General features: G+C 41.9%; 19 protein-coding genes. 9 read left to right on the forward strand and 10 right to left on the reverse strand.

Annotation, left to right across the window (positions count from 1 at the left end; genetic code table 11):
* Positions 1 to 384 precede the first annotated feature (384 nt).
* Complete coding sequence (gene ttcA, locus ACT3QN_RS05765; RefSeq protein WP_444523082.1) at positions 385 to 1407, forward strand: tRNA 2-thiocytidine(32) synthetase TtcA; 1023 nt, start codon at positions 385 to 387, stop codon at positions 1405 to 1407.
* Positions 1408 to 1515: 108 nt separating this feature from the next.
* Here ttcA and ACT3QN_RS05770 read toward each other — a convergent pair whose 3' ends face one another.
* The 6 genes from ACT3QN_RS05770 to ccoN form a co-directional block, all read right to left on the reverse strand.
* Complete coding sequence (locus tag ACT3QN_RS05770) at positions 1516 to 2097, reverse strand: FixH family protein (RefSeq protein WP_444523065.1); 582 nt, start codon at positions 2095 to 2097, stop codon at positions 1516 to 1518.
* A 218-nt stretch (positions 2098 to 2315) separates the two neighbouring features.
* Positions 2316 to 3725, reverse strand: coding sequence for a cytochrome c oxidase accessory protein CcoG (gene ccoG / locus ACT3QN_RS05775; protein ID WP_444523064.1), 1410 nt, complete (start codon positions 3723 to 3725; stop codon positions 2316 to 2318).
* A gap of 527 nt (positions 3726 to 4252) precedes the next feature.
* The gene (gene ccoP, locus ACT3QN_RS05780; protein ID WP_444523081.1) at positions 4253 to 5386 is read right to left on the reverse strand and encodes a cytochrome-c oxidase, cbb3-type subunit III; all 1134 of its coding nucleotides are present in this window, start codon (positions 5384 to 5386) and stop codon (positions 4253 to 4255) included.
* Positions 5386 to 5565 (reverse strand): CcoQ/FixQ family Cbb3-type cytochrome c oxidase assembly chaperone, encoded by a 180-nt coding sequence (locus ACT3QN_RS05785; RefSeq protein ID WP_057760804.1) that lies wholly within the window; start codon positions 5563 to 5565, stop codon positions 5386 to 5388. The genes ccoP and ACT3QN_RS05785 overlap by 1 nt, the downstream gene beginning before the upstream one ends.
* Positions 5565 to 6203 carry a cytochrome-c oxidase, cbb3-type subunit II gene (gene ccoO / locus ACT3QN_RS05790; RefSeq protein ID WP_444521666.1) on the reverse strand — a complete coding sequence of 213 codons (639 nt, stop codon included), beginning with the start codon at positions 6201 to 6203 and terminating at the stop codon, positions 5565 to 5567. The genes ACT3QN_RS05785 and ccoO overlap by 1 nt, the downstream gene beginning before the upstream one ends.
* Before the next feature lie 9 nt (positions 6204 to 6212).
* Positions 6213 to 7694 (reverse strand): cytochrome-c oxidase, cbb3-type subunit I, encoded by a 1482-nt coding sequence (ccoN, locus tag ACT3QN_RS05795; protein ID WP_058024766.1) that lies wholly within the window; start codon positions 7692 to 7694, stop codon positions 6213 to 6215.
* An 879-nt stretch (positions 7695 to 8573) separates the two neighbouring features.
* On the opposite strand from ccoN, the gene ACT3QN_RS05800 reads away from it, so the two are divergent.
* Complete coding sequence (locus ACT3QN_RS05800; RefSeq protein WP_444521665.1) at positions 8574 to 8963, forward strand: SCP-2 sterol transfer family protein; 390 nt, start codon at positions 8574 to 8576, stop codon at positions 8961 to 8963.
* A 147-nt stretch (positions 8964 to 9110) separates the two neighbouring features.
* Here the strand turns inward: ACT3QN_RS05800 and ACT3QN_RS05805 are convergent, their stop codons facing one another.
* Positions 9111 to 10085, reverse strand: a complete 975-nt coding sequence (locus tag ACT3QN_RS05805; protein WP_444523063.1) for a hypothetical protein — start codon at positions 10083 to 10085, stop codon at positions 9111 to 9113.
* 444 nt (positions 10086 to 10529) lie between these two features.
* Between ACT3QN_RS05805 and ACT3QN_RS05810 the strand changes: the two genes are divergently transcribed.
* From ACT3QN_RS05810 to ACT3QN_RS05820, 3 genes are read left to right on the forward strand one after another with little or no spacing between them, the layout of a single operon-like run.
* Positions 10530 to 11765 (forward strand): lipoprotein-releasing ABC transporter permease subunit, encoded by a 1236-nt coding sequence (locus ACT3QN_RS05810; RefSeq protein ID WP_444521663.1) that lies wholly within the window; start codon positions 10530 to 10532, stop codon positions 11763 to 11765.
* A 57-nt stretch (positions 11766 to 11822) separates the two neighbouring features.
* Positions 11823 to 12503: a lipoprotein-releasing ABC transporter ATP-binding protein LolD gene (lolD, locus tag ACT3QN_RS05815; protein ID WP_444521662.1), complete on the forward strand. Its 681-nt coding sequence runs from the start codon at positions 11823 to 11825 to the stop codon at positions 12501 to 12503.
* Between the two features lie 19 nt (positions 12504 to 12522).
* Positions 12523 to 12828: a hypothetical protein gene (locus tag ACT3QN_RS05820; RefSeq protein ID WP_444523062.1), complete on the forward strand. Its 306-nt coding sequence runs from the start codon at positions 12523 to 12525 to the stop codon at positions 12826 to 12828.
* 53 nt (positions 12829 to 12881) lie between these two features.
* Here the strand turns inward: ACT3QN_RS05820 and ACT3QN_RS05825 are convergent, their stop codons facing one another.
* On the reverse strand, positions 12882 to 13457 hold the full coding sequence (locus ACT3QN_RS05825; protein WP_444523061.1) for a DUF2062 domain-containing protein: 576 nt from the start codon (positions 13455 to 13457) through the stop codon (positions 12882 to 12884).
* 245 nt (positions 13458 to 13702) lie between these two features.
* On the opposite strand from ACT3QN_RS05825, the gene ACT3QN_RS05830 reads away from it, so the two are divergent.
* From ACT3QN_RS05830 to ACT3QN_RS05845, 4 genes are all read left to right on the forward strand, one after another.
* Complete coding sequence (locus ACT3QN_RS05830; RefSeq protein ID WP_444523060.1) at positions 13703 to 16636, forward strand: ComEC/Rec2 family competence protein; 2934 nt, start codon at positions 13703 to 13705, stop codon at positions 16634 to 16636.
* 208 nt (positions 16637 to 16844) lie between these two features.
* Positions 16845 to 17897 (forward strand): signal peptide peptidase SppA, encoded by a 1053-nt coding sequence (gene sppA / locus ACT3QN_RS05835; RefSeq protein ID WP_444523059.1) that lies wholly within the window; start codon positions 16845 to 16847, stop codon positions 17895 to 17897.
* Between the two features lie 282 nt (positions 17898 to 18179).
* On the forward strand, positions 18180 to 19070 hold the full coding sequence (locus ACT3QN_RS05840) for an alpha/beta fold hydrolase (protein WP_444523058.1): 891 nt from the start codon (positions 18180 to 18182) through the stop codon (positions 19068 to 19070).
* A 68-nt stretch (positions 19071 to 19138) separates the two neighbouring features.
* Positions 19139 to 19927, forward strand: coding sequence for a lysostaphin resistance A-like protein (locus tag ACT3QN_RS05845; protein WP_444523057.1), 789 nt, complete (start codon positions 19139 to 19141; stop codon positions 19925 to 19927).
* An 80-nt stretch (positions 19928 to 20007) separates the two neighbouring features.
* Here ACT3QN_RS05845 and dusA read toward each other — a convergent pair whose 3' ends face one another.
* Together dusA and ACT3QN_RS05855 are read right to left on the reverse strand one after the other, a co-directional pair.
* Positions 20008 to 20991: a tRNA dihydrouridine(20/20a) synthase DusA gene (gene dusA / locus ACT3QN_RS05850; RefSeq protein ID WP_444521655.1), complete on the reverse strand. Its 984-nt coding sequence runs from the start codon at positions 20989 to 20991 to the stop codon at positions 20008 to 20010.
* A 131-nt stretch (positions 20992 to 21122) separates the two neighbouring features.
* The gene (locus ACT3QN_RS05855; protein WP_444521654.1) at positions 21123 to 22427 is read right to left on the reverse strand and encodes an MFS transporter; all 1305 of its coding nucleotides are present in this window, start codon (positions 22425 to 22427) and stop codon (positions 21123 to 21125) included.
* Positions 22428 to 22599 lie beyond the last annotated feature (172 nt).

Here is a 22599-nt window from a genome sequence, read left to right on the forward strand (position 1 = left end):
TCTATTACAGAACCATGAAGCGACCAATCACGCGTCACTAAGCTGCCCAAGCCAATCTAAATAGTACCGTCATAAAATAAAGTCCGTATTACTGCCATCTTTTCAATCTGTTAGCAATATTTGTTATAATCGCAGCTTTTAAAGCATTGGTCATATAACACCGCTGACAATGTCTTTAAATATTTATCGCAAATCGCTTTATAGTAAAATCACCCTTATAAAGATATTGAGTAACTTATGACCGCAGCAACCTTATTTACGCCAAATACTCCTTCTCGAGCTGATGATGCATCTGACGCAATGAGCTTTAATAGTCAGGCCTTAGACATCGATACTAATAGTAAAGAGTACGACGACGTCTCTGAAAATGGCAGTGATGAGGACATGATTGACGAGCAGGATACTAATGCGCAGTCACCTACCGAATCAGCGTACTTTCGTAAACTACAAAAAAAGCTACGTCGCCAAGTTTCTTGGGCAATCCGCGATTTTAATATGATCGAAGATGGTGATGTGGTAATGGTTTGTGTTTCGGGCGGTAAAGACAGCTATACCTTACTTGATATTCTATTATTATTAAAACGCATTGCGCCAATTCATTTTGATATCGTTGCGGTCAATCTTGACCAAAAGCAGCCAGGATATCCAGAAGATATCTTACCTGCGTATCTAAACGAGCAGGGAATCGCGCACTATATTTTAGAAAAAGACACGTATAGCATCGTCAAAAGCGTAGTACCAGAAGGTAAAACTTACTGCTCGGCTTGCTCACGTCTGCGCCGCGGCTCACTATATGGCTTTGCTAAACAAATAGGCGCAACTAAGATCGCCCTTGGTCATCATCGTGATGATATGCTTGCGACGTTCTTTTTGAATCTATTTCATGGTGGTGCGCTCAAATCAATGCCGCCCAAGCTATTGAGCGATGATAAGCAAAACATGCTGATTCGTCCATTGGCGTATGTTGAAGAAAAAGACATTATTGAGTACGCTAAATTAAAGGAATTTCCAATTATTCCTTGTAACTTGTGTGGCAGCCAAACCAATCTACAACGCGCTATCATCAACGATATGCTGCGTGAATGGGATGATGCTCACCCGCAGCGTTTAGCGTCTATTTTTAAGGCAATGCAAAACGTAGCGCCATCACAGTTGGCTGATCGCGAGCTGTTTGATTTTGAAACGCTCAGCCTTGACCGTGATAATGATGAGCGTTTATTTGAGGGTGATAATATCCAAGCTGGGCAGACGGATAGTCTTGCTGAGATTGGTTTACCTGTAACACCAAAGACGCAAACGTTTAATCCTAAGTTTGCTAGTGACAAGTCTTATTCAGTAGAGGCGGATGAAACTGAGCAAAAAGAGCGAAAATACCAAAAAATCCCAACGATTAACCCAGTAATTTAGTAGTTTGTGAATTAGGGTGTGTTGAATAAATTTTATTAAATAGCATAAGAAAACCAGCCAATCTTTTATGAGTGGCTGGTTTTTTATGTCTACATATTATTGATAGCGTTAACTCTTAGCAAAAACTGGTAGTGGGTCAAAGCTGACTTCTGAGCGAGGCAGTTTTGCAACATCTTGCATGCGCCAGTCATCTTTACCATCATTGCTAACCTGTAGATAGTACTTAGCTTTTACAGGATCAATATCAACTTGCGCACTGTATTTATTATCCTTAACATGCTTAAGTACAACGTCGCGGTCTTTTTTGATATCTGTTGCGTGAGAAATAGAAAGCTCTAACGTATCGGGATAGGTGAGCGGTGTGCCATTTAGCAGCTTGCCTGACTGGAGGCTCTGCTCAGGATAGTTAAGATAGAATACAATATCGCCATTTTCTGCAAATTGCATTTGTCCATGTAAGTCTAAGTCATAGGTGAGCTTGTCACGAGACACATCATGATAGAGCGTCTTACCATCCATATACCAATCGTCACGTACCACGCTATCACGGATCTGGTAGGAGTAATAAACAAACCAAATACAAGCAATGACGACTGCAGCTGGCATGCCAATCACAAAGATAACGACCATGTAGTTTTTATACCATGGTTGCGTATCTTGATGTTTAAAGTTCGGTGTTGGAGTAGACATAAAATACCTATGCATCAGATACGTATTCAATAAATATCTATTAACTAGACATCTATAAATGGCATCAACGGATAATTTGGCGGCTAAACGCTACCAGTTTAATGGTAAAACATTTATTCGATAGCCTTTAGTTAGAGCAATTAGCTACTTGATTAGTGGCACTAGCTATAGACTACCGAATGACATACATGAAGTTAAATTACGGGTGTTTTAGTCGTTTACTGACCTTGAGTCGTAAAGATATTTTGTTTACTTACCTTGTACTCACCATTTTCGCTGTTCACATTTAGCGTTATAGGCGTTTGGCCAAATTCTATCACATCAGGATCACCATAAATACTAACTGGCATATCAAAGCTTTCACCCGCTTCTAATGGTACATCATTAAAACGAAGTTCTAAACTCAACCCATCTTGCGGTGCAAGCGTTATCTTATAGGTATGAGCATCTTGTGTCTTGTTGGTTAGCTTAACGATATAGCTGTTTTCGATCATACCTTGATTATTGATAGAAGACAGCTGATTACGATCGCGGCGGATATCAATTTCTAATGGTACACGATCGGTCAACGCATATATGACGCCGCCACATAGTACGGCCAATAGTGTTAAGTATGCAAACAGTCGTGGACGCAGTACGCGGCTCGGTTCTTTTTCTGCTAGCTGACGCTCGGTCGTATACCGAATCAAGCCACGCGGATAGCCAACCTTGTCCATTATATCATTACAGGCATCGATACAAGCCGCACATTGAATACAGGCAACTTGTAGGCCATCTCGAATATCGATACCAGTAGGGCAAACCTGTACACACATCGTACATTCAATGCAGTCGCCTAAATGTTCTGGATTTGTACCTTTTTTACGTGCACCACGCGGTTCGCCACGCTCATAATCATAGGATACGATCAATGTATCTTTATCAAACATCACACTTTGAAAGCGACCATAAGGACAAATCTGTACACACATCTGCTCACGCATGTAGCCTGCATTGGCATAGGTAGCAAAGGTAAAGATAAACATCGAGACCCAGATCCATGTTGGCCAGTCAGGGAAAGGAATCACGCCTATGGACTGCCAACTATGATATAGAGAATCTGTTCCTGCCACATAACTAACAAAGGTCGCCGCTGTAATTACAGAAAGCAAAAACCAAATTGAATAGATAAGTGTGCGTTTGAATATTTTGCTCGCACTTAACGGTGCTTTATCAAACTTGTTACGCTTATTACGATCACCAATCACCCATTTTTCGACATATTGATACAGATGCGTCCATATCGTTTGAGGACAGGCGTAACCACACCAAACGCGCCCTGCATATACTGTCACCATGAACAGCGTAAATGCGGCGATAATGGCAAAAGCTGCAATGAAATAAAAGTCTTGCGTCAAAAACGTCATGCCAAAAATATAATAATGCTGCGATGGCACATCAAACCATATTGCTTGTCTATCATTATAGCGCAGCCATGGCAGAAGTAAAAAAGCCGCCAAAAGAGCATACATCGTGATGACGCGAATATTTTGATAAAAACCTGTGACGAACCTCGGGTGCACACGATGCTTGGTTGCATCAAGATCGACTTGTTGTACAGGGATTTTATTGGGTTTTTGTGCTGACATAAACGTGCCTCTTTAAAAAAAGAATCAGTCTGCTGGCATGATGAACAAACACCTCTAGTGTCGAGGTATATGAGTGTGTGATGTTATCAATGTCAGTAAATAGCGGATAGAAAATTCGATAGGAAACCTTCTAATCTGCTTACCAAATGATCGATTGTAAATATAGTCGGTTCAACACAATTTCGATACAACGCCACGTCATAAAGGTACTATAAGCAGTAGACTAAACACGCCTGTATCTAAGTTATGTGAAATTGACTATCGCTTTGTATGATTGAGTTATAGCTATATAAAGCCATGACCAATAGACTATTTTAAAAAATAGCTATTTTAACATTCTCCTTCCTAATAATGGGTTGATAATCCTAAAAAGCAATAAATACATGAGCACAATTTCTAGTTATTTATATCCGCTCATCATTATCATTTCTAAATGAAAATCAATACCATTATATGCAAAAAGGAGAACTGCAATAACAGTTCTCCCTTGATTAAATCTCGTCCATATTCAGTGCAGGAGCAGCGTTTTAGTTAGCAATTGCTTCTTCAGTTACTACAGGTTGAGTAGCTGCAGCAGTAACAGGCGTTGCGCTTGTTTTATCTGATAGTGAGTAGATGTAAGCGGCAAGCAGCATAATGCGCTCATTACCTAGCTTAGTTTCCCACTGAGGCATAACACCAGCACGACCATAACGTAGCGTCTCACGAATAGTCTCGCGATCACCACCATACAGCCAAATATTATCAGTTAAGTTTGGCGCACCTGCTGAAATCATACCTTTGGCATCAGGACCATGACAAAGAACACAGTTGGTCGGTTCATTGAAAATAACTTTACCTTGAGCAACTTTAGTTTGATCAAGCTCATAGTCATTTTGATTGCCAGATATAGCTAAAACATACTCAGCAACGGCACGAACACCATCTTCACCAATTTGATCACGCCATGCTGCCATACCACCGATACGCCCATTGTGCAGCGTGGTCAGAATATTGCCAGCTTCGCCGCCATATAACCAATCATTATCAGTTAGGTTAGGGTAACCGGGTGCACCTTTGGCGTTAGAGCCATGACATACAGAACAGTTCTGTAAGAACAAACGGCTACCAACTTTTAAGGCATTTGGGTTTTCAGACAGTTTTTCGACGTAAGGAGCAAGTTCTATTACTTTTTCGTCGATTTGAGCCTGCAAATCTGCTGGTGGATTTTCGCTACGACGCATAGTTGCTTGCAACTCGTTTAATGTTGCCAAAGTCGTCGTCGCGCCTGCAGCATCTGCTTTTACCAGAATACTTTTTTCAAAGTTATCTGTAAATACTTTGTTATTGCTTTCAAGCTCACTAAACAACTCGTTTTTAGAGGTCCACGGTACAGTCTCACCGTCAACTTCTACGGTGGCGATACCTTCCCAGTGTTTGGGGAACATAGCTGGAAAGAATACCCAGTACGCGACACCCCAAACGATCGAGCCAAAAAATATCACCAACCACCATTTAGGAAGCGGCTTGTCGTATTCTCGGATACCATCATATTCATGACCAGTGGTACCGTCTTCCTCAACGTCTGGTTTGTATTTTAGTACAAACAGCAGAACGCCAAGAATAAAAAGCCAGCAACCGAAACTGATTAGCGTGATCCAAGAACTCCAAAAAAATGTCATCATTTATCCTTATTGCGCTGCTCTTCAGACAGAGACTTTATATCCTCGTCATCAAGCGCAAGTTGTGCATCTTCTTCGAAGCGTTTTTTGTTTTTTGGCGAATACGCCCACCATGCAACGCCTACGAAGGCAATAAAGGCAGAAACGGTCGCAATTGTTTGTAATTCACCAATACCCATTAGCGCTGTCCTTCCATTGCGGTGCCTAACTGCTGTAGATAGGCGACCAAAGCGTCAAGCTCAGTAGCACCAAGCACTGCATCAGGAGCACCTTCAATGTCTTCTTCAGTATAAGGAACACCGAAGCGATCGCGGAATAGACGCATTTTAGTTTGAACGTTTTCGCCATCTACTTCGTTAGTAGCCAACCAAGGGAAACCTGGCATCACTGACTCAGGCACTAGTGAACGTGGCGCAATCAAATGCTGCTTTTGCCAGTCTTCAGAATAACGGCCACCAACACGTGCTAAATCTGGTCCAGTACGTTTCGATCCCCATAAGAATGGATGATCCCACGTTGACTCAGCGGCACGTGAATATGGTCCATAACGTTCAACTTCTGCACGTAGTGGGCGAACCATTTGAGTATGACAAACGTGACATCCTTCACGAATATAAATATCACGTCCTTCAAATTCAAGCGCTGTCCAAGGCTCCATGGCAGGAAGGGGCGCATTCACGCCGCCTTCTTCAGGACCCTTGTTATCATAGATCAATGGTACGATTTCAACTAGCGTTGCAAAACTAATAGCAATTACAATACCAATGACTAACAAGCCTGTATTTTTTTCAATAATTTCATGCGGTGAACCAGCCATGATCGCTCCTTATACGTTAGCTGTCGAAGGTTTTTCGACACTAGGTTCATGATCCGTTGGATCAGCGACATCTACAGGCTTACCTTCTGGCATTTTAAGTGTTTTATAGCAGTTATAAGCCATTACAAACATACCCGATACATATAAGAAGCCACCAAATGCACGACCAATATATGGGAAATGCGAGAATTCAACAGTATCAACGAAGCTATATACCAAAGTACCGTCTGGGTTAGTAGCCAGCCACATCATGCCTTGGCCAATACCTGAGATCCACATAGAGACGATATAGAAAATCGTTCCTGCAGTCGCTAGCCAGAAATGCGTGGTGATTAAGCTAATAGAGTACATCTTTGGTTTGTTGTAAATACGTGGTAACAGTACGTATAGCGAACCAATCGTAATCATACCAACCCAGCCTAGTGCGCCTGAGTGTACGTGACCAACTGTCCAGTCAGTGTTATGCGATAGCGCATTCACTGTCTTGATAGACATCATTGGGCCTTCGAACGTTGACATTGCGTAGAACGACAATGCCACAATCATAAAGCGAATGATCGGATCAGTACGTAGCTTATCCCAACTACCTGATAGCGTTAGTACACCGTTAATCATACCACCCCAAGATGGTGCGAATAGGATGATTGAGAAGACCATCGCAAGAGACTGCGTCCAATCAGGAAGCGCTGAATAATGCAAATGGTGACCACCAGCCCACATGTATGAAGCAATTAATGCCCAAAAGTGAACGATAGATAAACGATAAGAATAGATAGGACGGCCAATCTGTACAGGAACGAAGTAATACATCATTCCAAGGAAAGCTGCCGTTAAGTAAAAACCTACCGCGTTATGCCCGTACCACCACTGCACCATCGCATCAGTTGCACCGCCAAATAGCGAATAAGATTTGAACGCACTAACAGGAATCGCCATGCTGTTTACGATGTGTAGTAGTGCAATCGTAATGATGAAGGCGGCAAAGAACCAGTTAGCTACATAAATATGTGAGGTTTTACGTTTAATGAGCGTACCAAAAAATACAATGGCATAAGAGATCCATACCAAGGCAATTAAGATATCGATAGGCCACTCAAGCTCAGCGTATTCTTTTGTTGAGGTTAAACCTAAAGGAAGGGTAATAACGGCGGATACAATAACCGCCTGCCAACCCCAAAAGGTAAACCAAGCTAAGTATGGCGCAAATAAACGCGTTTTACAGGTACGCTGAACGATGTAGTAAGACGTTGCGAACAGGGCAGAGCCACCGAACGCAAAAATCACCGCATTGGTATGCAGTGGTCTTAAACGACTAAAGGTCAGCCATGGAATGTCAAAGTTGAGTGCTGGCCATGCTAACTGTGAAGCAATGAACACACCAAGACTCATGCCGACGATGCCCCAAACGACAGCCATGATCGTAAAGAATCTTACGACAGTAATTTCATACTCACGGTCAACTGGGGCGACTGCTGTGTTTTGTAAACTCATTGGATGATTCCTTTACAGCCCGAATTATCAACAGAATTAACCAACAATCTATGCTGTCTGCACCATAAATACTCTCAAATTCATATTTATACTAGCGCCAACGCATGTTGTTTTTTGACTTACTTAACGCAATGATGTCATTAATTATCAATTTAAACCTTTGTTATCTATCAGTTGATACTAATAAATAGAAATAGGCACTTCATGCACCTTGCTTAAGGTCAATCGATAGTAGGATTGTTAATAGGTCATCAAGGTAAATAAGACGCGCCGTTTTCAGCATCAAACATCTTATAAGGCTAAATATGTATCTTAATTATTACAAAAAAACCTGTACTAATGAAGATAGATACCCATATCTATAGGGCTATTAAAACGCATTGACCATAGATGTATGCTAGCGGCGGCTGACAAAAAACACGATTATGTAATGTTTGGTTAAAACTCCCGACTCTGTTTAAGGGTATTGTAACGCAATCCTAATTAAATATCATCAGAACTGTGTGCCAAAATACAAACTCTTTGGTATAAATGTTAGCGAGCAACTTATTATTGCTATGCGACTCCTCTATTTTATACACAATTTTGTCACTATTCTAGATGCTCACTTTAATTCAATAGGGGAAAAGGTCTCTAGACATAAGCGCAGGCCTGCAAAGAAGTTTTGTAACAATAACATTGCTGGGCTAGTAAATAGGTTTTACTTCTTATCAAGTCGCCATTTATAATGAGGTTGAACGTCATTAATGGCTATGTGTTGCATAGATCTATTGATAGCAATCATTTTAATAATTCTACATTTTAATAATTTTAACCGTCAGGCTAATTGTATATTGAATAGTATTGGTCTGACAGAGTATCAATTAAGGATAATATAGTATGGCAGTTTTTTTGACAGACGAATGGTTTGAGCAAGTAGAAACAATGGGTAGCGAAGCAGGTGAATTAAACTTACCGCCAGTACTGGCAAATATGGTCGTTAATCTGAAAGTGGCTGAAGCTGATAAAAATATCGAAGCCAACTTTGCAAACGGTTTACTGCATCGCGGCTTAAACGATAATGCAACGACGACACTGCTATTAGACCGTGATATTCTACAGTCTATCATTACTGATTTTGATACCAATCAAATCATGGGTGCGTTCATGAGTGGTAAAATCCGTGTTGAGGGCGATATGTCACAGTTAATGGCAGTACAGACTGCCCGTCCAAGCGCAGAGCAAAAAGAGCTATACACTCGCATTAAGTCAATGACGACAATGGCTTAATCGCATATTCATACGACTTTTACGTTACGTTTTTAACTATAAGAGTTCATAAGATATAAAAAAGCCCCTAATTCATATTAGGGGCTTTTTTATTGAGTGATAAAATCAGAACTAGCATAAAAAGCTGTAGAAAATCTTTCGAACCATTTAGCTGGCTTTTGATTGCTGCGTCGTATTTGATTGATTTTCTTTGTATATTGCTGCTTGTAGCCATACGTTTGCTTGAACGTAGTCATGTACTTTAATACTGTTAGTTTCAGCAGTATTGAGCGCACCAATACGCACTACGAAAGGATCTGCATCTTGTTCACGTAGCGTTACCACATCAAACAATATGATAGATTTACCATTAAACACGGTTTCTTGTTTGCCAAGTACTTGACCCTGACACCAAGCTTCATCTTCTTGTCCTAGCGTATCGCCAAACAAATAAGCGCACATATGGCCTAAGTTAATCTCAACAGGTGCCATTTGCTCTTTGGTTTCAGGTTTCCATTCACTGATTTGCTCTTGCAGGTCATCAGGGATTTTTCCGTCATTTGCCGCCACGATGTCGTTAAAGGCACGGTGATAACGGATAGACTCTTGGTCTTCGACCATGATGACTTCGTTTTGTTCGCTTGGCTTAATTTCATGCGCCCAAGCACTAAAGTTCACATAGTAAGAAGTATCGCGTTGATACAAATGACGGTTGGTTGTATAGAGTTGATCAAACGCATAAATGATACTGCCATCAGTGGTACGTAAACGTAAAACAGCATCATGCGAGTTGTCATTGGCAATGACACGCTCAATTTTACAGTTCAATCCATAAGGACTATCGACACAAGGGTAGGCATTAATAAAGCATTCAGGCTTGCCATCTTTCATCGCGAGCACTTGATTGATATGACAAGGCTGATCTTCTGATAGAAGTAAACAGCTGTCTTTTGCGCTAACGTTATTGTTCAGGCCTTTGGGCATTGCAGCGACTTCGATCATCTTTTGTAGCCATTCAGGCACATCGTGACTCATATCATCGGTCAGAATACGCCAGTGATCAGCGTGACCTGCAGACTGCTCATCGGTCAACGTGATCTTGGTAGGAGATTGAATGTTTTTGTATTGATAGTTTATGGTCATGAAAATACTCAAAATTAAGTCAGCGTGAGGTTTTTATCTAGTACTGTATTTGCTTATATGCCATCCAATATTTTAAATGATTGGTTTATGACGGTCAGCGATATTATCAGTAAATAGTGGATAAACCTCAATGAGGGGTTAATGACAATTGTCTTTAGCATATAATATATAGGTATTGGTACAGTTAATAGCAAGCCCCCTATAAAAAATAATAACAAAACCCAGTTTTTTGGTAAAAAATACTCTCTGTTGTTGCTAATGACTGGCACATATCAGCTAGTTTGTGTCAAACTAGCTCCCTTTTGACAGCTGTTATTGGCTCGTCTGACACCCTGTTTTTGTGTTTGATTTATATGTGAGTAGTGGTAACTGTATGATGCATTTACTGCTGCTCGTTATGCAACCTATATAAAGTCGCACGTAGATAAGATAAAGAGTTTGAATATGTTTCGTCCTTTAGCGTTATTTATCGGCTTACGATATACCCGAGCAGAACGTAGTAATGGCTTTATCTCCTTTATATCACTCATATCGATGATTGGACTGACGCTTGGGGTTGCCGTATTGATTACGGTGCTATCAGTCATGAATGGTTTTGACCGTGAATTGAAAACCCGTATTTTGGGGATGGTACCGCAGGCTACGGTAGTCTCATCAGAAATCATTGGTGATTGGGAACAGCTAGCCGATGAGATTAAAGAAGACCCAGAAGTGGCTGCTGTGGCACCTTTTATCCAACTGCAAGGGATGCTGACTTCAAACGGTCAGGTTGCAGGTATCATGGTGACAGGCGTCGAGCCTGAATACGAAAAAAATGTCTCCATCATTAATGAGCACATGATTGAAGGTAGCATTGATACCCTGCAAAGTGGTGACTTCAGTATCGTCTTGGGCGAAGAGATGGTGCAGTCTTTGGGTCTGCAAATAGGGGATAAAGTGACGCTCGTATTGCCAGAGGCGTCACCATCCCCAGCAGGTGTGATACCGCGATTTAAGCGTTTTACTTTGACAGGTATTTTTACGATCAGCCCAGAAGTCGACAGCCTCATGGCGTTTATTCCGATGGGAGATGCGGCAAAATTACTGCGTTTGCCAGAAGGAGCGCAGGGCGTACGCATGAAGCTTAATGATATCTTTACTGCGCCAATAGCTTCGGAAAAAGCGGCTGCTATAGCACCTGAGAGATTATATCCAAATGATTGGACACAGACTCACGGCAATCTATTTGGTGCAATTCAAATGGAAAAAGCGATGGTCGGTCTATTACTATTTTTGATTATCTTGGTTGCCGCTTTTAATATTGTCTCAAGCCTAGTCATGTTGGTTACCGATAAAAAAGCGGACATCGCAATTCTGAAAACCTTTGGTGCGTCTCCTCGTTTGATTACTCAAGTCTTTATGGTACAGGGTGTGGTCATCGGTGTGATTGGTACTATCGCCGGTACGATATTGGGTGTGATATTTGCGCTTACGGTTAGCGATATTTTAGGTTTTATTAATCAAGCCTTTGGTTTGAACCTATTTGATGCGTATTTTGTCAATTACTTGCCATCGCAGTTACGTTTGTTAGACGTGCTATTAATCACAGGTGCCTCATTTGTACTGAGCTTTTTGGCAACGATTTATCCAGCGCGCAGAGCGGCTAAGATTCAGCCTGCTCAAACACTACGCTATGAGTAATCCCAAACGCCTAAATGTTGAAATAAATATCGAAATAAATAAAATAAAGGAAGCGCTATGTCTGCCATTTTAGAGGCGACCAATATCAACAAGATATATGATGAAGGCGCGGTCAGTACGCAAGTATTGACTGGTCTTGATCTAACTGTTCATGCGGGTGAGCGCATCGCTATCGTTGGAACCAGTGGTTCGGGTAAAAGTACGCTGCTACATTTGCTGGGCGGTCTAGATACGCCAACCAGTGGTGAGGTTTGGTTGCATGGTCAGTTATTAAATAGCATGAATGAAACTGAGCGCGGGGCAATGCGTAACAAGCATTTGGGCTTTATTTATCAGTTTCACCATCTATTGGCAGAATTTACTGCAATAGAAAACGTAGCCATGCCGCTACTGATGCGTCCAAAAGTATCAACGACCGATGCTCGTAAGCAAGCGGTTGAGATTTTAGAAAATGTTGGCCTCGAGCATCGTTTGATGCATAGACCCGGTGAGCTATCAGGTGGTGAGCGTCAACGTGTAGCGATTGCACGCGCGCTAGTCACTAAGCCGTCGCTTATCTTGGCGGATGAGCCAACAGGTAACTTGGACTACGACAATGCCCAAAGCGTCTTTGGCCTATTGTCAGAGCTACAAAGCACCCTGCAAACGGCGCTACTTATGGTGACGCATGATCGCAATTTAGCAGCGCTTGCTGACCGTCAGCTGTTGCTACGCAATGGACATTGGGAACAGTATTGATTTTATAAGGATGCGTAAAATGAGTGAAGATGACAACCCAATTGCGGCTTTTGGCAGTGCAGAAGAGGGTGACGAGCCATTAAAGCCTTACATCGATCCAACTTTGTTTGAAACGCTTGATAGACAGGCGCAAACCGAGTTGCTAACACCTGTGTTTGATGCCATCACTTTGGCTGGGGTGGATTATGACCTGAAAGTCCAAGACAGCGCGGCAGGCAAGCGTTATACACTCTGTAAAAATGATGAAGTCATTGAGATCGTGCCGATGGATAGCAATTTCACTGACAAAGTCTTAAATGCTATAGAGAGTAGTAAAAAAGAATGAGCTGTACTGGCTAAAATGTAAGCGTTATAGCAGAGTAGTGAAATTAGTTGAATTTAGAATTTCTCAGATTTGTCAGAAGTCTTTGGCTGTCGCTTCTGCCAGCTCGTCACGGTCTTGTAACGCCAAATGGCCTTAAATGCCAAGCCACAAATAAGACTGGTGACAACGGCCAAAATGGTTAGCCCTATACAGAATGCAGCAAGCGATACTGTACCACGATAAGTAATAAACGGATTGGCACCGTTGGATAATGCCCATAAGCTAAAATCAGCAATCATTCTACCGATAAAACGCAAGCTAATCATGGGCGCATCAATAATCTTTGCACCGATATAGTAGCCAGCATAAAAGATGGGCAAGCTAGTGACTGGATTAGTAATCCATGTTAAACCGAGTGCCATAGGAACATTAGCGCGAAAAATAAGCGAGCCAATGAGTGCCAGTAACATCTGTCCTGGCAACGGAAAAAATGCACTTAGTACACCGATATAGACGGCCTTATTTAGGCTGTGTCGATTGAAATGCCATAACCTTGGATCAGCCAAGTGCGGTGCGAACAGCTTTAAAGTACGACTTTCTAAGATTTTCTCTGGTGTAGGAAGTAGGTCTTTTAGACGTTTTTGGGGCACAGGATCGCCTTTAATCGTTAACTACAGTCTACTCAATAGTGTTGAGAAACTGGTATAGAGTAATATATGGTGAGTAGGATAAAGGTTAGAACACACAGAATGGTGGTGTCAGATAGTTACCACTTAATACGTTGCTTCAGTATAGGGTAATATAAATATAAATGCTATTGCATCACGTGTCATTTGCTATGGTAAGTAACCATATCTGGTAGAATAATATGTAAGTCATCAAGCAAGGAGTGCTGGTGTACTGGTTAATTGGTAGCCTCATAATTATAGTTATGATGGGTGTATTGGCAGCCTCAGATAATGTGAGTTTGCCAACTGACCTATCTTTGCTAGGTATGGTTAGTACGACCAGTCTGTCTTTGGTACTTATTGCTTTTGCCACGATTCTGATTGCGTCTACTCAATTCAGCATACCCTCGATAGGCCGCCACAACGCTGATAAAAATACCTCTAATGGTACATTTCGTTGTAACAAATTTCCTTTCCGTATTATTAGATATTTAGTCTTAGCTTTGCTAACGGCTGCATTAGTGATAGGCAGCGCACTGCAAGCTTTGGTTACTCATCAACAAGCAGAAACCACTGAAATAACTGCACCGATACGAGTACAAGCACTCGTGCGTATCGAAGGGTTGAGTGACAGTGTTTATGATGCCGCTACAGATAGCGGTTATAGACAAGTAGCGGTGATAACGAATATCGCTCCGTTAGTCGCTGAGCTAACGCCGATAGAATTAGCAATTAAAACATCCGACTACTTAGATGTGAATAAAAATAGCCTAAGCAGAGATTACGATGTTAGTTCCAATGAAGTTAGTATTAAAGCTAACGAACACCGAATCTTACTTAGCGCCTATCCAAGAACGTCTACAAATGATAACCAGCTTTCACCCTTAAACGATTTGCAGCCCGGTGATGAAATATTCATGAGTCTTGCACTAGCGCCGTTGGCTACTTCTGAGCAAGCATTAAACAATCCTACTGGTTTTGACAGTTATCGTTGGTTACGAGGTCGGCATATTGATGGTGTTGCAAGTATTTTGGCCGTTAGCCCTACATTGGCAAATAGCAACGAAATCAACGATAAAAAATATTCCAAGCAGTCTCTAGGTTCTGATTCGTATCTTCAGCGCTTTCGTACTCATATTGATCAAGGGCGTTGGCGATTACGAAAGCATTTCTATCAAGACTGGTCAGCGCATACGACAGCAGAGCAACAAGCAAAAGCCGTTACATTAAGTCTGCTCACGGGTGATCGCAGCTTGATTAATCGTGATACGAAAGACTTATATCAACTGGCGGGCATTTCGCACTTGCTCGCTATTTCAGGCACACACGTACTATTTTTAGCGATTGTGCTAGCAGGTATAGTTGTACTGCTATTTGATCGTAACTATTCAGCGATTTATCGTCGCATTCCGCGCTGGCAAGTGCGCTGGTGGGTAATGATTGGCGCCGCTTTTGTTTATGCGTTATTTACTGGTTTTGACGTGCCTGCTGCTCGTACGGCTTGGATGTTATTAGCGATTGGATTTGTCAGATTAACATTGCTGCCTATCAGTACGATGCGCGTTCTATTGGCACTGGCTGTATTGATGGCTTGGCGTGACCTGTATGTATTATGGCAGGCGGGATACTGGCTGTCTTTTATCGCAGTGGCGCTACTGCTCAAGTATGACGATAAGTCGTATGAGCACCAAACTACTGCTGCTACGACTATATACGATGGTAAGCCGCATACTCATATTAGTAGTGCACTATCTAGCCGTATTTGGCAAATGGTCAAACGTGTATTTAAACTACAGTTTTGGCTGTTTTTGACATTACTCCCTATTACGTTGCTTTTATTTGGCAAGGCATCGCTATGGGGGCTTTTTATCAATTTATTTGCCATTGGTCTATTTGGCTGGGTGATTGTACCGCTCAATTTATTAGCAGGGCTGTGTTACCTTTTGGTGCCGAGTATCGCTGATATTCTTTGGATTATTATTAGTACGATTGTCCGTCATCTACACGATCTGATGAGTTGGCTGACGTCATTGCCAGCGCTATCGGATGCGTGGCTCTATACACCAGTTAATATAGCGATACTATCGATGGCTTTGCTAAGCGCATTGCCTTGGTTGTTGCAACGAGGTTTGCTCAGTCGTTGGTTAACGTTGCCACCATTAACGTTGCTGATGATGACGGTATACGCCAATCAGCAGTCATTCGTAACGGTACCGATTCTATATATTTTACCGACAGGTGATTCGTATATAACGGCAGCATTGCTAAAATATCCTACCGTCAATGAAGACAGTACCAATTGGTTGTTCTTAGCTGATCATAGACCAGCCTCTACACGAACGATGCCGAGCAGCCTGACAGCAGACAAGTTATCTGAAAATTTAAAGCAACAAATGGGTAGTTTATCTGTCAAAGAATTAGAGAGCATTGTCGTACAGAGTAGCAGTGTCGGCCTGACTGATACGTTAACTCCTAACAATAAGAATATTGCTACCGATACTAAAGCTTCTGAATTACTGCCGATGACCGTTGCACAATTAAACGAGCAATTGCCTATTAGCCAATATTGGCAAGCAGGGCGCTCTGATCGCTGGTCTACATTTCAGCAAGCCCATAAAACAATCAGACAATCTGAAGATACGCCTACTATCAGTGCCCAACGTTGCGAGCAAGGCAAAATATGGCAGTCGACTAACGATGAGTTGTCAGTACAGGCCATCACTGGTTGGAGCGTGATAGGTGATGCCAGCGTTTGGGATTGTACGATTGCTCTTGATACTAACTTGCCTATACGAGTTCTAAGATACAATGCAGCAGATCCACTAAACTCGTTACCTGTTAATTCGCAAGCGCAAATAGCCACCAATCAGTTAACTGGCAAACAGTTGGAGTCCTCCCAGTCACGTTTGGTTTTAAATACTGATACTCATCAACGCGTTTGGCAACTGTGGTCATTACTATGTTCAGCCGAATCGAAACATGAGGACATACTATTCAAAAATACAAGGTGGATTGGTCATAGTACCTCGCAAATTACAGCTGACGTTATAAGTAGTCAGAGAGTCGACGAAGTTATAACCTATGACAATAAACCTTTAGGGTTGGCATTATTGCTAGACAACATTGATAGCATTCGCAATGCCGGAACTGCTAACCCTTAAAAGTAAGGCTTATATTATCAGCGTTACAATATAGTGATATTTCACAGTTATACTATTGAACCATTATTGAAATACCACCATACTTAGCAGCCTATTAATACAGGTCACTGGTACTGTGAGAAAGCATCAGGTATACACCACTGTGATAACTGTATTTCTCGATAACCTTATTTTATTGTTTTAGATTGTTTCTAACTTAGGAAGTTATATGCCCAACTGGCCACCAGACCCTAACAAACGTCCTGATAACTCGGCAAATCAGCCAACGCAACTGCAGCAACCAAGCCCGCCAAGTGGACAAGAGTGGAAGGTGCTAGAAAACACATTGTTAGCGAGTGTGGTTGAGCAGCGCCGCGCCCGTCGCTGGAGTATCTTTTTTAAACTACTGACCTTTGGTTATATCCTATTGATATTTTTGACCCTTGGTCGTGGTTGTAGCAGTGCGCCAACAGGTATGGATGCAGTCGATACTAGCGATCCGCATTTGGCAGTGGTTGAGCTTCAAGGCGTCATCAGTAATAATGATGTGGCGAATGCGTACGATGTTAATGAAGCGTTGAGAGATGCTTTTGCAAACAGCAACTCAAAAGCAGTAGCATTAGATATCAACTCACCTGGCGGTTCACCAGTACAGTCTGATGAGATTTGGCAGACCATGATGGACTTACGCCAAGAGTATCCCGACAAAAAGCTTTACGCTGTCATTGGTGATATCGGTGCTTCAGGTGCTTATTATATTGCGTCTGCCGCGGATGAAATTTATGTCAATCCTTCAAGTTTGGTTGGCTCTATTGGGGTCATCATGCCAAGCTATAATGTTGAAGGCTTGATGGATAAAGTTGGCGTAGAAGATCGTACAATTACGGCTGGTGAGTATAAAGATATCTTAAGCTTGTCACGTCCGTTGACTGACTACGAAGAAAAGCACGTTGAAGGGGTGCTTGCCAATACGCATAAGCATTTCATCAATGCTGTCAAAGAAGGTCGCGGCGATCGTCTGAAAAATCCTGAGCAAAACAAACTGTTTTCAGGGTTATTCTGGACAGGTGAGCAGTCTATTGAACTAGGTTTGGCAGACGAAACAGGTAGTATTACAAGTCTGAGTAAACAACTAGACCTTGATACCATCATTAGCTATAGTCCAGCTGATCCGTTCCAAATGTTTATGGATCGTTTTGCAGTGAAGTTAGGTGCAGGTATCGGCTCTAGCGTTAGTCTTGATGTATTACCACAAGAAAGCAACACTGGGCAGATGCGTTAAGCGTTTTATGTTTTAAATATAATGTGTATGATTGTTAAGGCTGAGCATATAATTGTGCTCAGCCTTAATTGTATGCAATACCAAATAAAAAAACCTTGGTCTGTGTGTTAGTCTGATTAAATTGGCTATACATCTATAACCATCAAACACAGTCGTCAAATTTGCCATATAAACATGGTTGGTTTTGAAGAGGTTAGTTTTGATGTTATTGATTTTAATAATGGCAAAAGGTTCAATCATTAAAAATAATATATAACATAAACGATCCCACGAGAGTCTGTCATGAGTGATGAAATAAATTTGCAGTCCTTCACTGCACTACCTGTCTCTAAAATAACCAATAAACCTGTACTGCATTTTGCTCATGCTAATGGAATGCCAAGCGCTGTATATGAGCCATTTTTCGAAGGCTTATCAGAGTTTTTTACGATTGAGTATATTGCGATGTTGGGTGATACGCCGGATTATCCAGTGGATGATCATTGGCGTAGTCTGACGCAGCAAATCATTGATAGCGTGGAAAACTCCTGTGAAAAGCATGGCGTCGCACAGGTAGTAGGGGTGGGGCATTCGCTTGGGGCTATGTGTACGCTGCAGGCCACGTATCGTCAGCCTGAGCTATTTGCACAAGCGGTGCTTATGGATCCACCTTGGATTTATGGTAAAGTCAGCTTGTTATGGCATTTGGCAAAAACAGCAGACAGATTACCGCTGATGAATAATCGTCTAATGGACAAACTATCACCAGCTGGTGTGTCTAAACATCGCCGCGATGTGTGGGATAGTCGCGACGACGCGTACGAAAAAATGCGACATAAAGGGTTTTTCAAAAACTTTGATGAGCGTAGCTTTCAAGGATATATCGATCACGGCTTACATGAGCGTGCGGATGGCAAAGTGACATTAGCTATCCCTAAAGCCAATGAGGTCGCTGTGTTCCGTACCAATCCGTCTTGGTATTGGCTTGCACCGAATCGTGGCCCTAAAGTGCCTGTGACTTTAGTCATTGGTCAAGACAGTATCTTTTTAAAACGTCGTTTTCCGCAGCAGATAAAGTCACGCCTGGGTATTCCTTACGAAACTCATGAAGGAGGACATATGTTCCCGCTCGAGCATCCAGAGTCTGTCTCAACGCAGGTTTTAGGATTGATTAAGCAGCAATTGTCCAAATAAACGCAACATATCATTAGTCATGTTTGTAATAGATATAAGATGCCAGAGCATTTTTAAGTGATACCTTTATGCCAAAAAACGTAATTGCTCCATCTGGGGCAACCGCTTCACCTAAGCCTATGCCGCTATTTTCACGCGTGGGTACATTCGTGCTAACCGTAGGGATGGTACTTGCATTTTTTATCAGTCAGTTGATAGGTATTCATATCGCTGGCAAGCTGGTGTTACCTGCCGATGAAAAAACATCGATAGGGCGGATATTCTTTTTTGGTAGTAATGACGGAACAGTAGTGAGCCTGTCTATACTCATCGGAAGTGTATTGCTGATGGCAATTAGCGTACTTATCATTCGTTTGAAAGGTGGTAGTCTGCGTCAATATCTAGCCTTAAAGCCGTTCTCACTATCGGTGGGTATAGGAATGCTTGGGTTACTGCTGATATTTATGATTGCCAGTCAATCGCTGACGTATGTACTTGATATGGCGCCGTTGGTGTTCGTTGATCCGCTCTATCAGTCAGTCAGTTCGGTTTGGCTATTAATCTTTGCAATGGTCGTCGTCGCACCTATTTATGAAGAGATGGTCTTTCGCGGTATACTGTGGTCTGCTATCGCGGAACAGTTTACAGCACCATCATATTCAGAAAACTATGGTGCGATTGTCGCCAGCATTGTGACAAGTTTGATATTTGCTGTTATTCATGTGCAGTATGGTATCTATGAGATTAGTACCATCATGGTATTGGCATTGATATTTTGCTATGCCCGTATCAAGTCAGGCTCGCTATTACTGCCAATCGTGCTACACGTTGTTAATAATGGCGCAGCGATGTGGCAGTATATTGCGCAAGTCGCATAGATGAGATGCTAGTCATAACGACGGCTGGCATGTAAATGCTATCGAGCCAGTCAGATACCAAATTTGGCTATGTATCAGAATTACGCATCAGGATTTAGCGATAACACTTCATCAGCAGCTCGTTTAATATCATCGATTGTCAAATGAGGTTTACCGCTTAATGCTTGGCGCCATTTACGTGCGCCCATCAAGCCTTGGAATAGTCCTAAATAATGCCGTGTCATCGTCGGCAACGCTTCGCCTTTTCCAATTTGTTCTTCGAGATATGGGTAAAGCTGCGCTAAAATCTCCGAGCGCTTTGGTATCGTCTCAGGGTTTGCCTCTCTCCATAAGCTATTGGCTTCTGCTAATAGATATGGGTTGTGATAAAACGCCCGACCAATCATAACGCCATCGATGTGCTGCAAGTGCATTTTTATATCTTCAATTGTATCGATACCGCCATTGATTTCGATATCTAATTCAGGAAAGTCCTGCTTTAGACGGTACACATCATCATAACGTAGCGGTGGTATCTCGCGGTTCTGCTTAGGGCTGAGCCCTTGCAACCATGCCGTACGCGCATGTACGATAAAGCGGGTACAGCCTGCCGCTGCGACTGTCTGCACAAAATCTACCATAAACTCGTAACTATCAAAGTCATCAATACCAATACGATGTTTGACCGTCACTGGAATATCGACTGCGGCTTGCATATGCTTGACTAAGTCAGCAACGATTTTAGGCTCAGCCATCAAACAAGCACCTATCTTGTTGTGCTGTACGCGATCTGAAGGGCAACCGACATTAATATTGACTTCGTCGTAGCCATACTGCTGAGCAAACTCCGCGCACTGCGTCATCTCATTGATATCTGCACCACCCAGCTGCAATACAAGAGGATGCTCAAGCGTATCAAAGCGCAAATGCCGTGCTCGATTGCCATGTATCAATGCACCAGTACTGATCATTTCTGTATATAGATAGGTGTGCGGATTAAACAGCCGCGCAAAATAGCGATAATCTGTGGTAGTCCAATCGATCATCGGCGCAACTGAGAGACGTTTGTTGGTCATATCAACCATGGTGGTTAAGCCTTAATATTTGTGTCTTAAATAGATGGAGAAGGTGCAATGGATGAGACATACCATTGCACCTTATTTTCAAGAGTTTCAAGCGCTTCAAGCATTATGCGAAGCGGTAATTGATCATTTACCTATAAAATAACATGATCAATCTTTTTCAATTCAGGTAAATTATAAAAATAAAGCCCCATGATAATACCGATAAAGCCAATGAAGGCAATGTACAGTGCTGGCGAGAAGCTTATTAAAGTTGTAGCGTAACCAAGACCAAAAGGTATCAAAACGCCAATAATACCCTGTGTGACATTATTGCAAAAAGCGACGCCGGTGAGACGTACATTGGTCGGGAAAAGCTCTATCAAGATAGCAGGAACCATACCAATCACGCCAGCACAGAAGCCTAAAATTGCATACATAATCAGGATGTAGTCACCACCTGCTTGCAGATGATAAAAGAACGCCAGCATTTGGGCAATCAGCAAAATAGAACCGATTACCAACACTTTACCAAAATTCTCATGATTAGAAATCATCCCATAAAATATACAGCCAAAAATTATAAATATGATAGCCAAGCTATGAGAAAATCCGAATATATCGCTGTCCAATGAGAAGTTGATCTCTATTAAATCTGGTAATAGTAAAACGATAACCGTAGAAATGCTAGAGATGACTAGTGTCAAAACCATACCAATGAAGATTGAATGTTTACAGTGTTTAAAAAGTAGGGTCAGCGGTTTGCCTGAATTTTTGCCCGTCTTCGGTTTTACGAGTGCCAAGAAAAAAGGCGTCTCTCCAACCATCCGCCACACTAATAATGGCAAAGCACTTAGTACAGCAGCAACTAAAAATGGCAAACGCCATCCATATTCAGTTAACTCAGCTGTCGTCATAAAACTAGAGAGCCACATAAAAAATGTATTTGAAAACAATACGCCGACAAAGAAGCTGGCAGTAACATAGCTACAGGCTACTGATAGATACTGCCTGGGCACATGCTCCGCTACAAACACCCAAGATAAGGGAACATAGAGTCCGTATGCCATTCCCTGTATTATTCTTAATAAAATGAACAAAACAGGGGCAACGATACCCCATTGTGCATAAGTTGGTAAAAATGCCATGGCTAGAAGACTGCATGCGGTGACTATTATACTTAGCAATAAAACTGGTTTTCTACCTTTTATGTCGCCATAACGACCAAAGAGAATGCCTCCAATTGGACGTGCTAAATAACCAATGACAAAAAGCCCCATCCCTTGCAGCTTAGCAACTCTAGGGTCAGCATTAGCAGGAAAAATTGCTGCTGTCACAATATCTGAGATGTACAAATAAATCAAAAAATCGAAAAATATCACAGCGCTGATGAGGCTAATGAACATCACTGTGTTTCTGTCTTTAGTAGACATCAAGGCGTATTGAGAACGAGACGGCATAATAAATCACATATCCACAGAGTAAAACGGTTATTAGGACGATCATCATTTGGATAACCGCCCATGGTAAAAACGGCAAATCAAGATATATAAAAAATGATTTGCCGAAACAATAGGTTGTGTGTTTTAAATAAAGTTCTTTGAGTGGTACTTTGCTTACTTAATACAACTG

The sequence above is a fragment of the Psychrobacter sp. AOP7-C1-14 genome, assembly GCF_052376135.1.
Classification (GTDB): domain Bacteria; phylum Pseudomonadota; class Gammaproteobacteria; order Pseudomonadales; family Moraxellaceae; genus Psychrobacter.

Excerpts from the sequence above, each read along its gene's own strand:
- ACT3QN_RS05845 (WP_444523057.1), top strand. The coding sequence starts at position 19,139 with ATGCCAAAAAACGTAATTGCTCCATCTGGGGCAACCGCTTCACCTAAG.
- ACT3QN_RS05785 (WP_057760804.1), bottom strand. The coding sequence starts at position 5,565 with ATGGGTATTGGTGAATTACAAACAATTGCGACCGTTTCTGCCTTTATT.
- ccoO (WP_444521666.1), bottom strand. The coding sequence starts at position 6,203 with ATGGCTGGTTCACCGCATGAAATTATTGAAAAAAATACAGGCTTGTTA.
- ACT3QN_RS05805 (WP_444523063.1), bottom strand. The coding sequence starts at position 10,085 with ATGACCATAAACTATCAATACAAAAACATTCAATCTCCTACCAAGATC.
- ACT3QN_RS05770 (WP_444523065.1), bottom strand. The coding sequence starts at position 2,097 with ATGTCTACTCCAACACCGAACTTTAAACATCAAGATACGCAACCATGG.
- ACT3QN_RS05810 (WP_444521663.1), top strand. The coding sequence starts at position 10,530 with ATGTTTCGTCCTTTAGCGTTATTTATCGGCTTACGATATACCCGAGCA.
- ccoP (WP_444523081.1), bottom strand. The coding sequence starts at position 5,386 with ATGACATTTTTTTGGAGTTCTTGGATCACGCTAATCAGTTTCGGTTGC.
- ACT3QN_RS05840 (WP_444523058.1), top strand. The coding sequence starts at position 18,180 with ATGAGTGATGAAATAAATTTGCAGTCCTTCACTGCACTACCTGTCTCT.
- sppA (WP_444523059.1), top strand. The coding sequence starts at position 16,845 with ATGCCCAACTGGCCACCAGACCCTAACAAACGTCCTGATAACTCGGCA.
- dusA (WP_444521655.1), bottom strand. The coding sequence starts at position 20,991 with ATGGTTGATATGACCAACAAACGTCTCTCAGTTGCGCCGATGATCGAT.
- ccoN (WP_058024766.1), bottom strand. The coding sequence starts at position 7,694 with ATGAGTTTACAAAACACAGCAGTCGCCCCAGTTGACCGTGAGTATGAA.
- ACT3QN_RS05820 (WP_444523062.1), top strand. The coding sequence starts at position 12,523 with ATGAGTGAAGATGACAACCCAATTGCGGCTTTTGGCAGTGCAGAAGAG.
- ttcA (WP_444523082.1), top strand. The coding sequence starts at position 385 with ATGATTGACGAGCAGGATACTAATGCGCAGTCACCTACCGAATCAGCG.
- ACT3QN_RS05855 (WP_444521654.1), bottom strand. The coding sequence starts at position 22,427 with ATGCCGTCTCGTTCTCAATACGCCTTGATGTCTACTAAAGACAGAAAC.
- lolD (WP_444521662.1), top strand. The coding sequence starts at position 11,823 with ATGTCTGCCATTTTAGAGGCGACCAATATCAACAAGATATATGATGAA.
- ccoG (WP_444523064.1), bottom strand. The coding sequence starts at position 3,725 with ATGTCAGCACAAAAACCCAATAAAATCCCTGTACAACAAGTCGATCTT.
- ACT3QN_RS05800 (WP_444521665.1), top strand. The coding sequence starts at position 8,574 with ATGGCAGTTTTTTTGACAGACGAATGGTTTGAGCAAGTAGAAACAATG.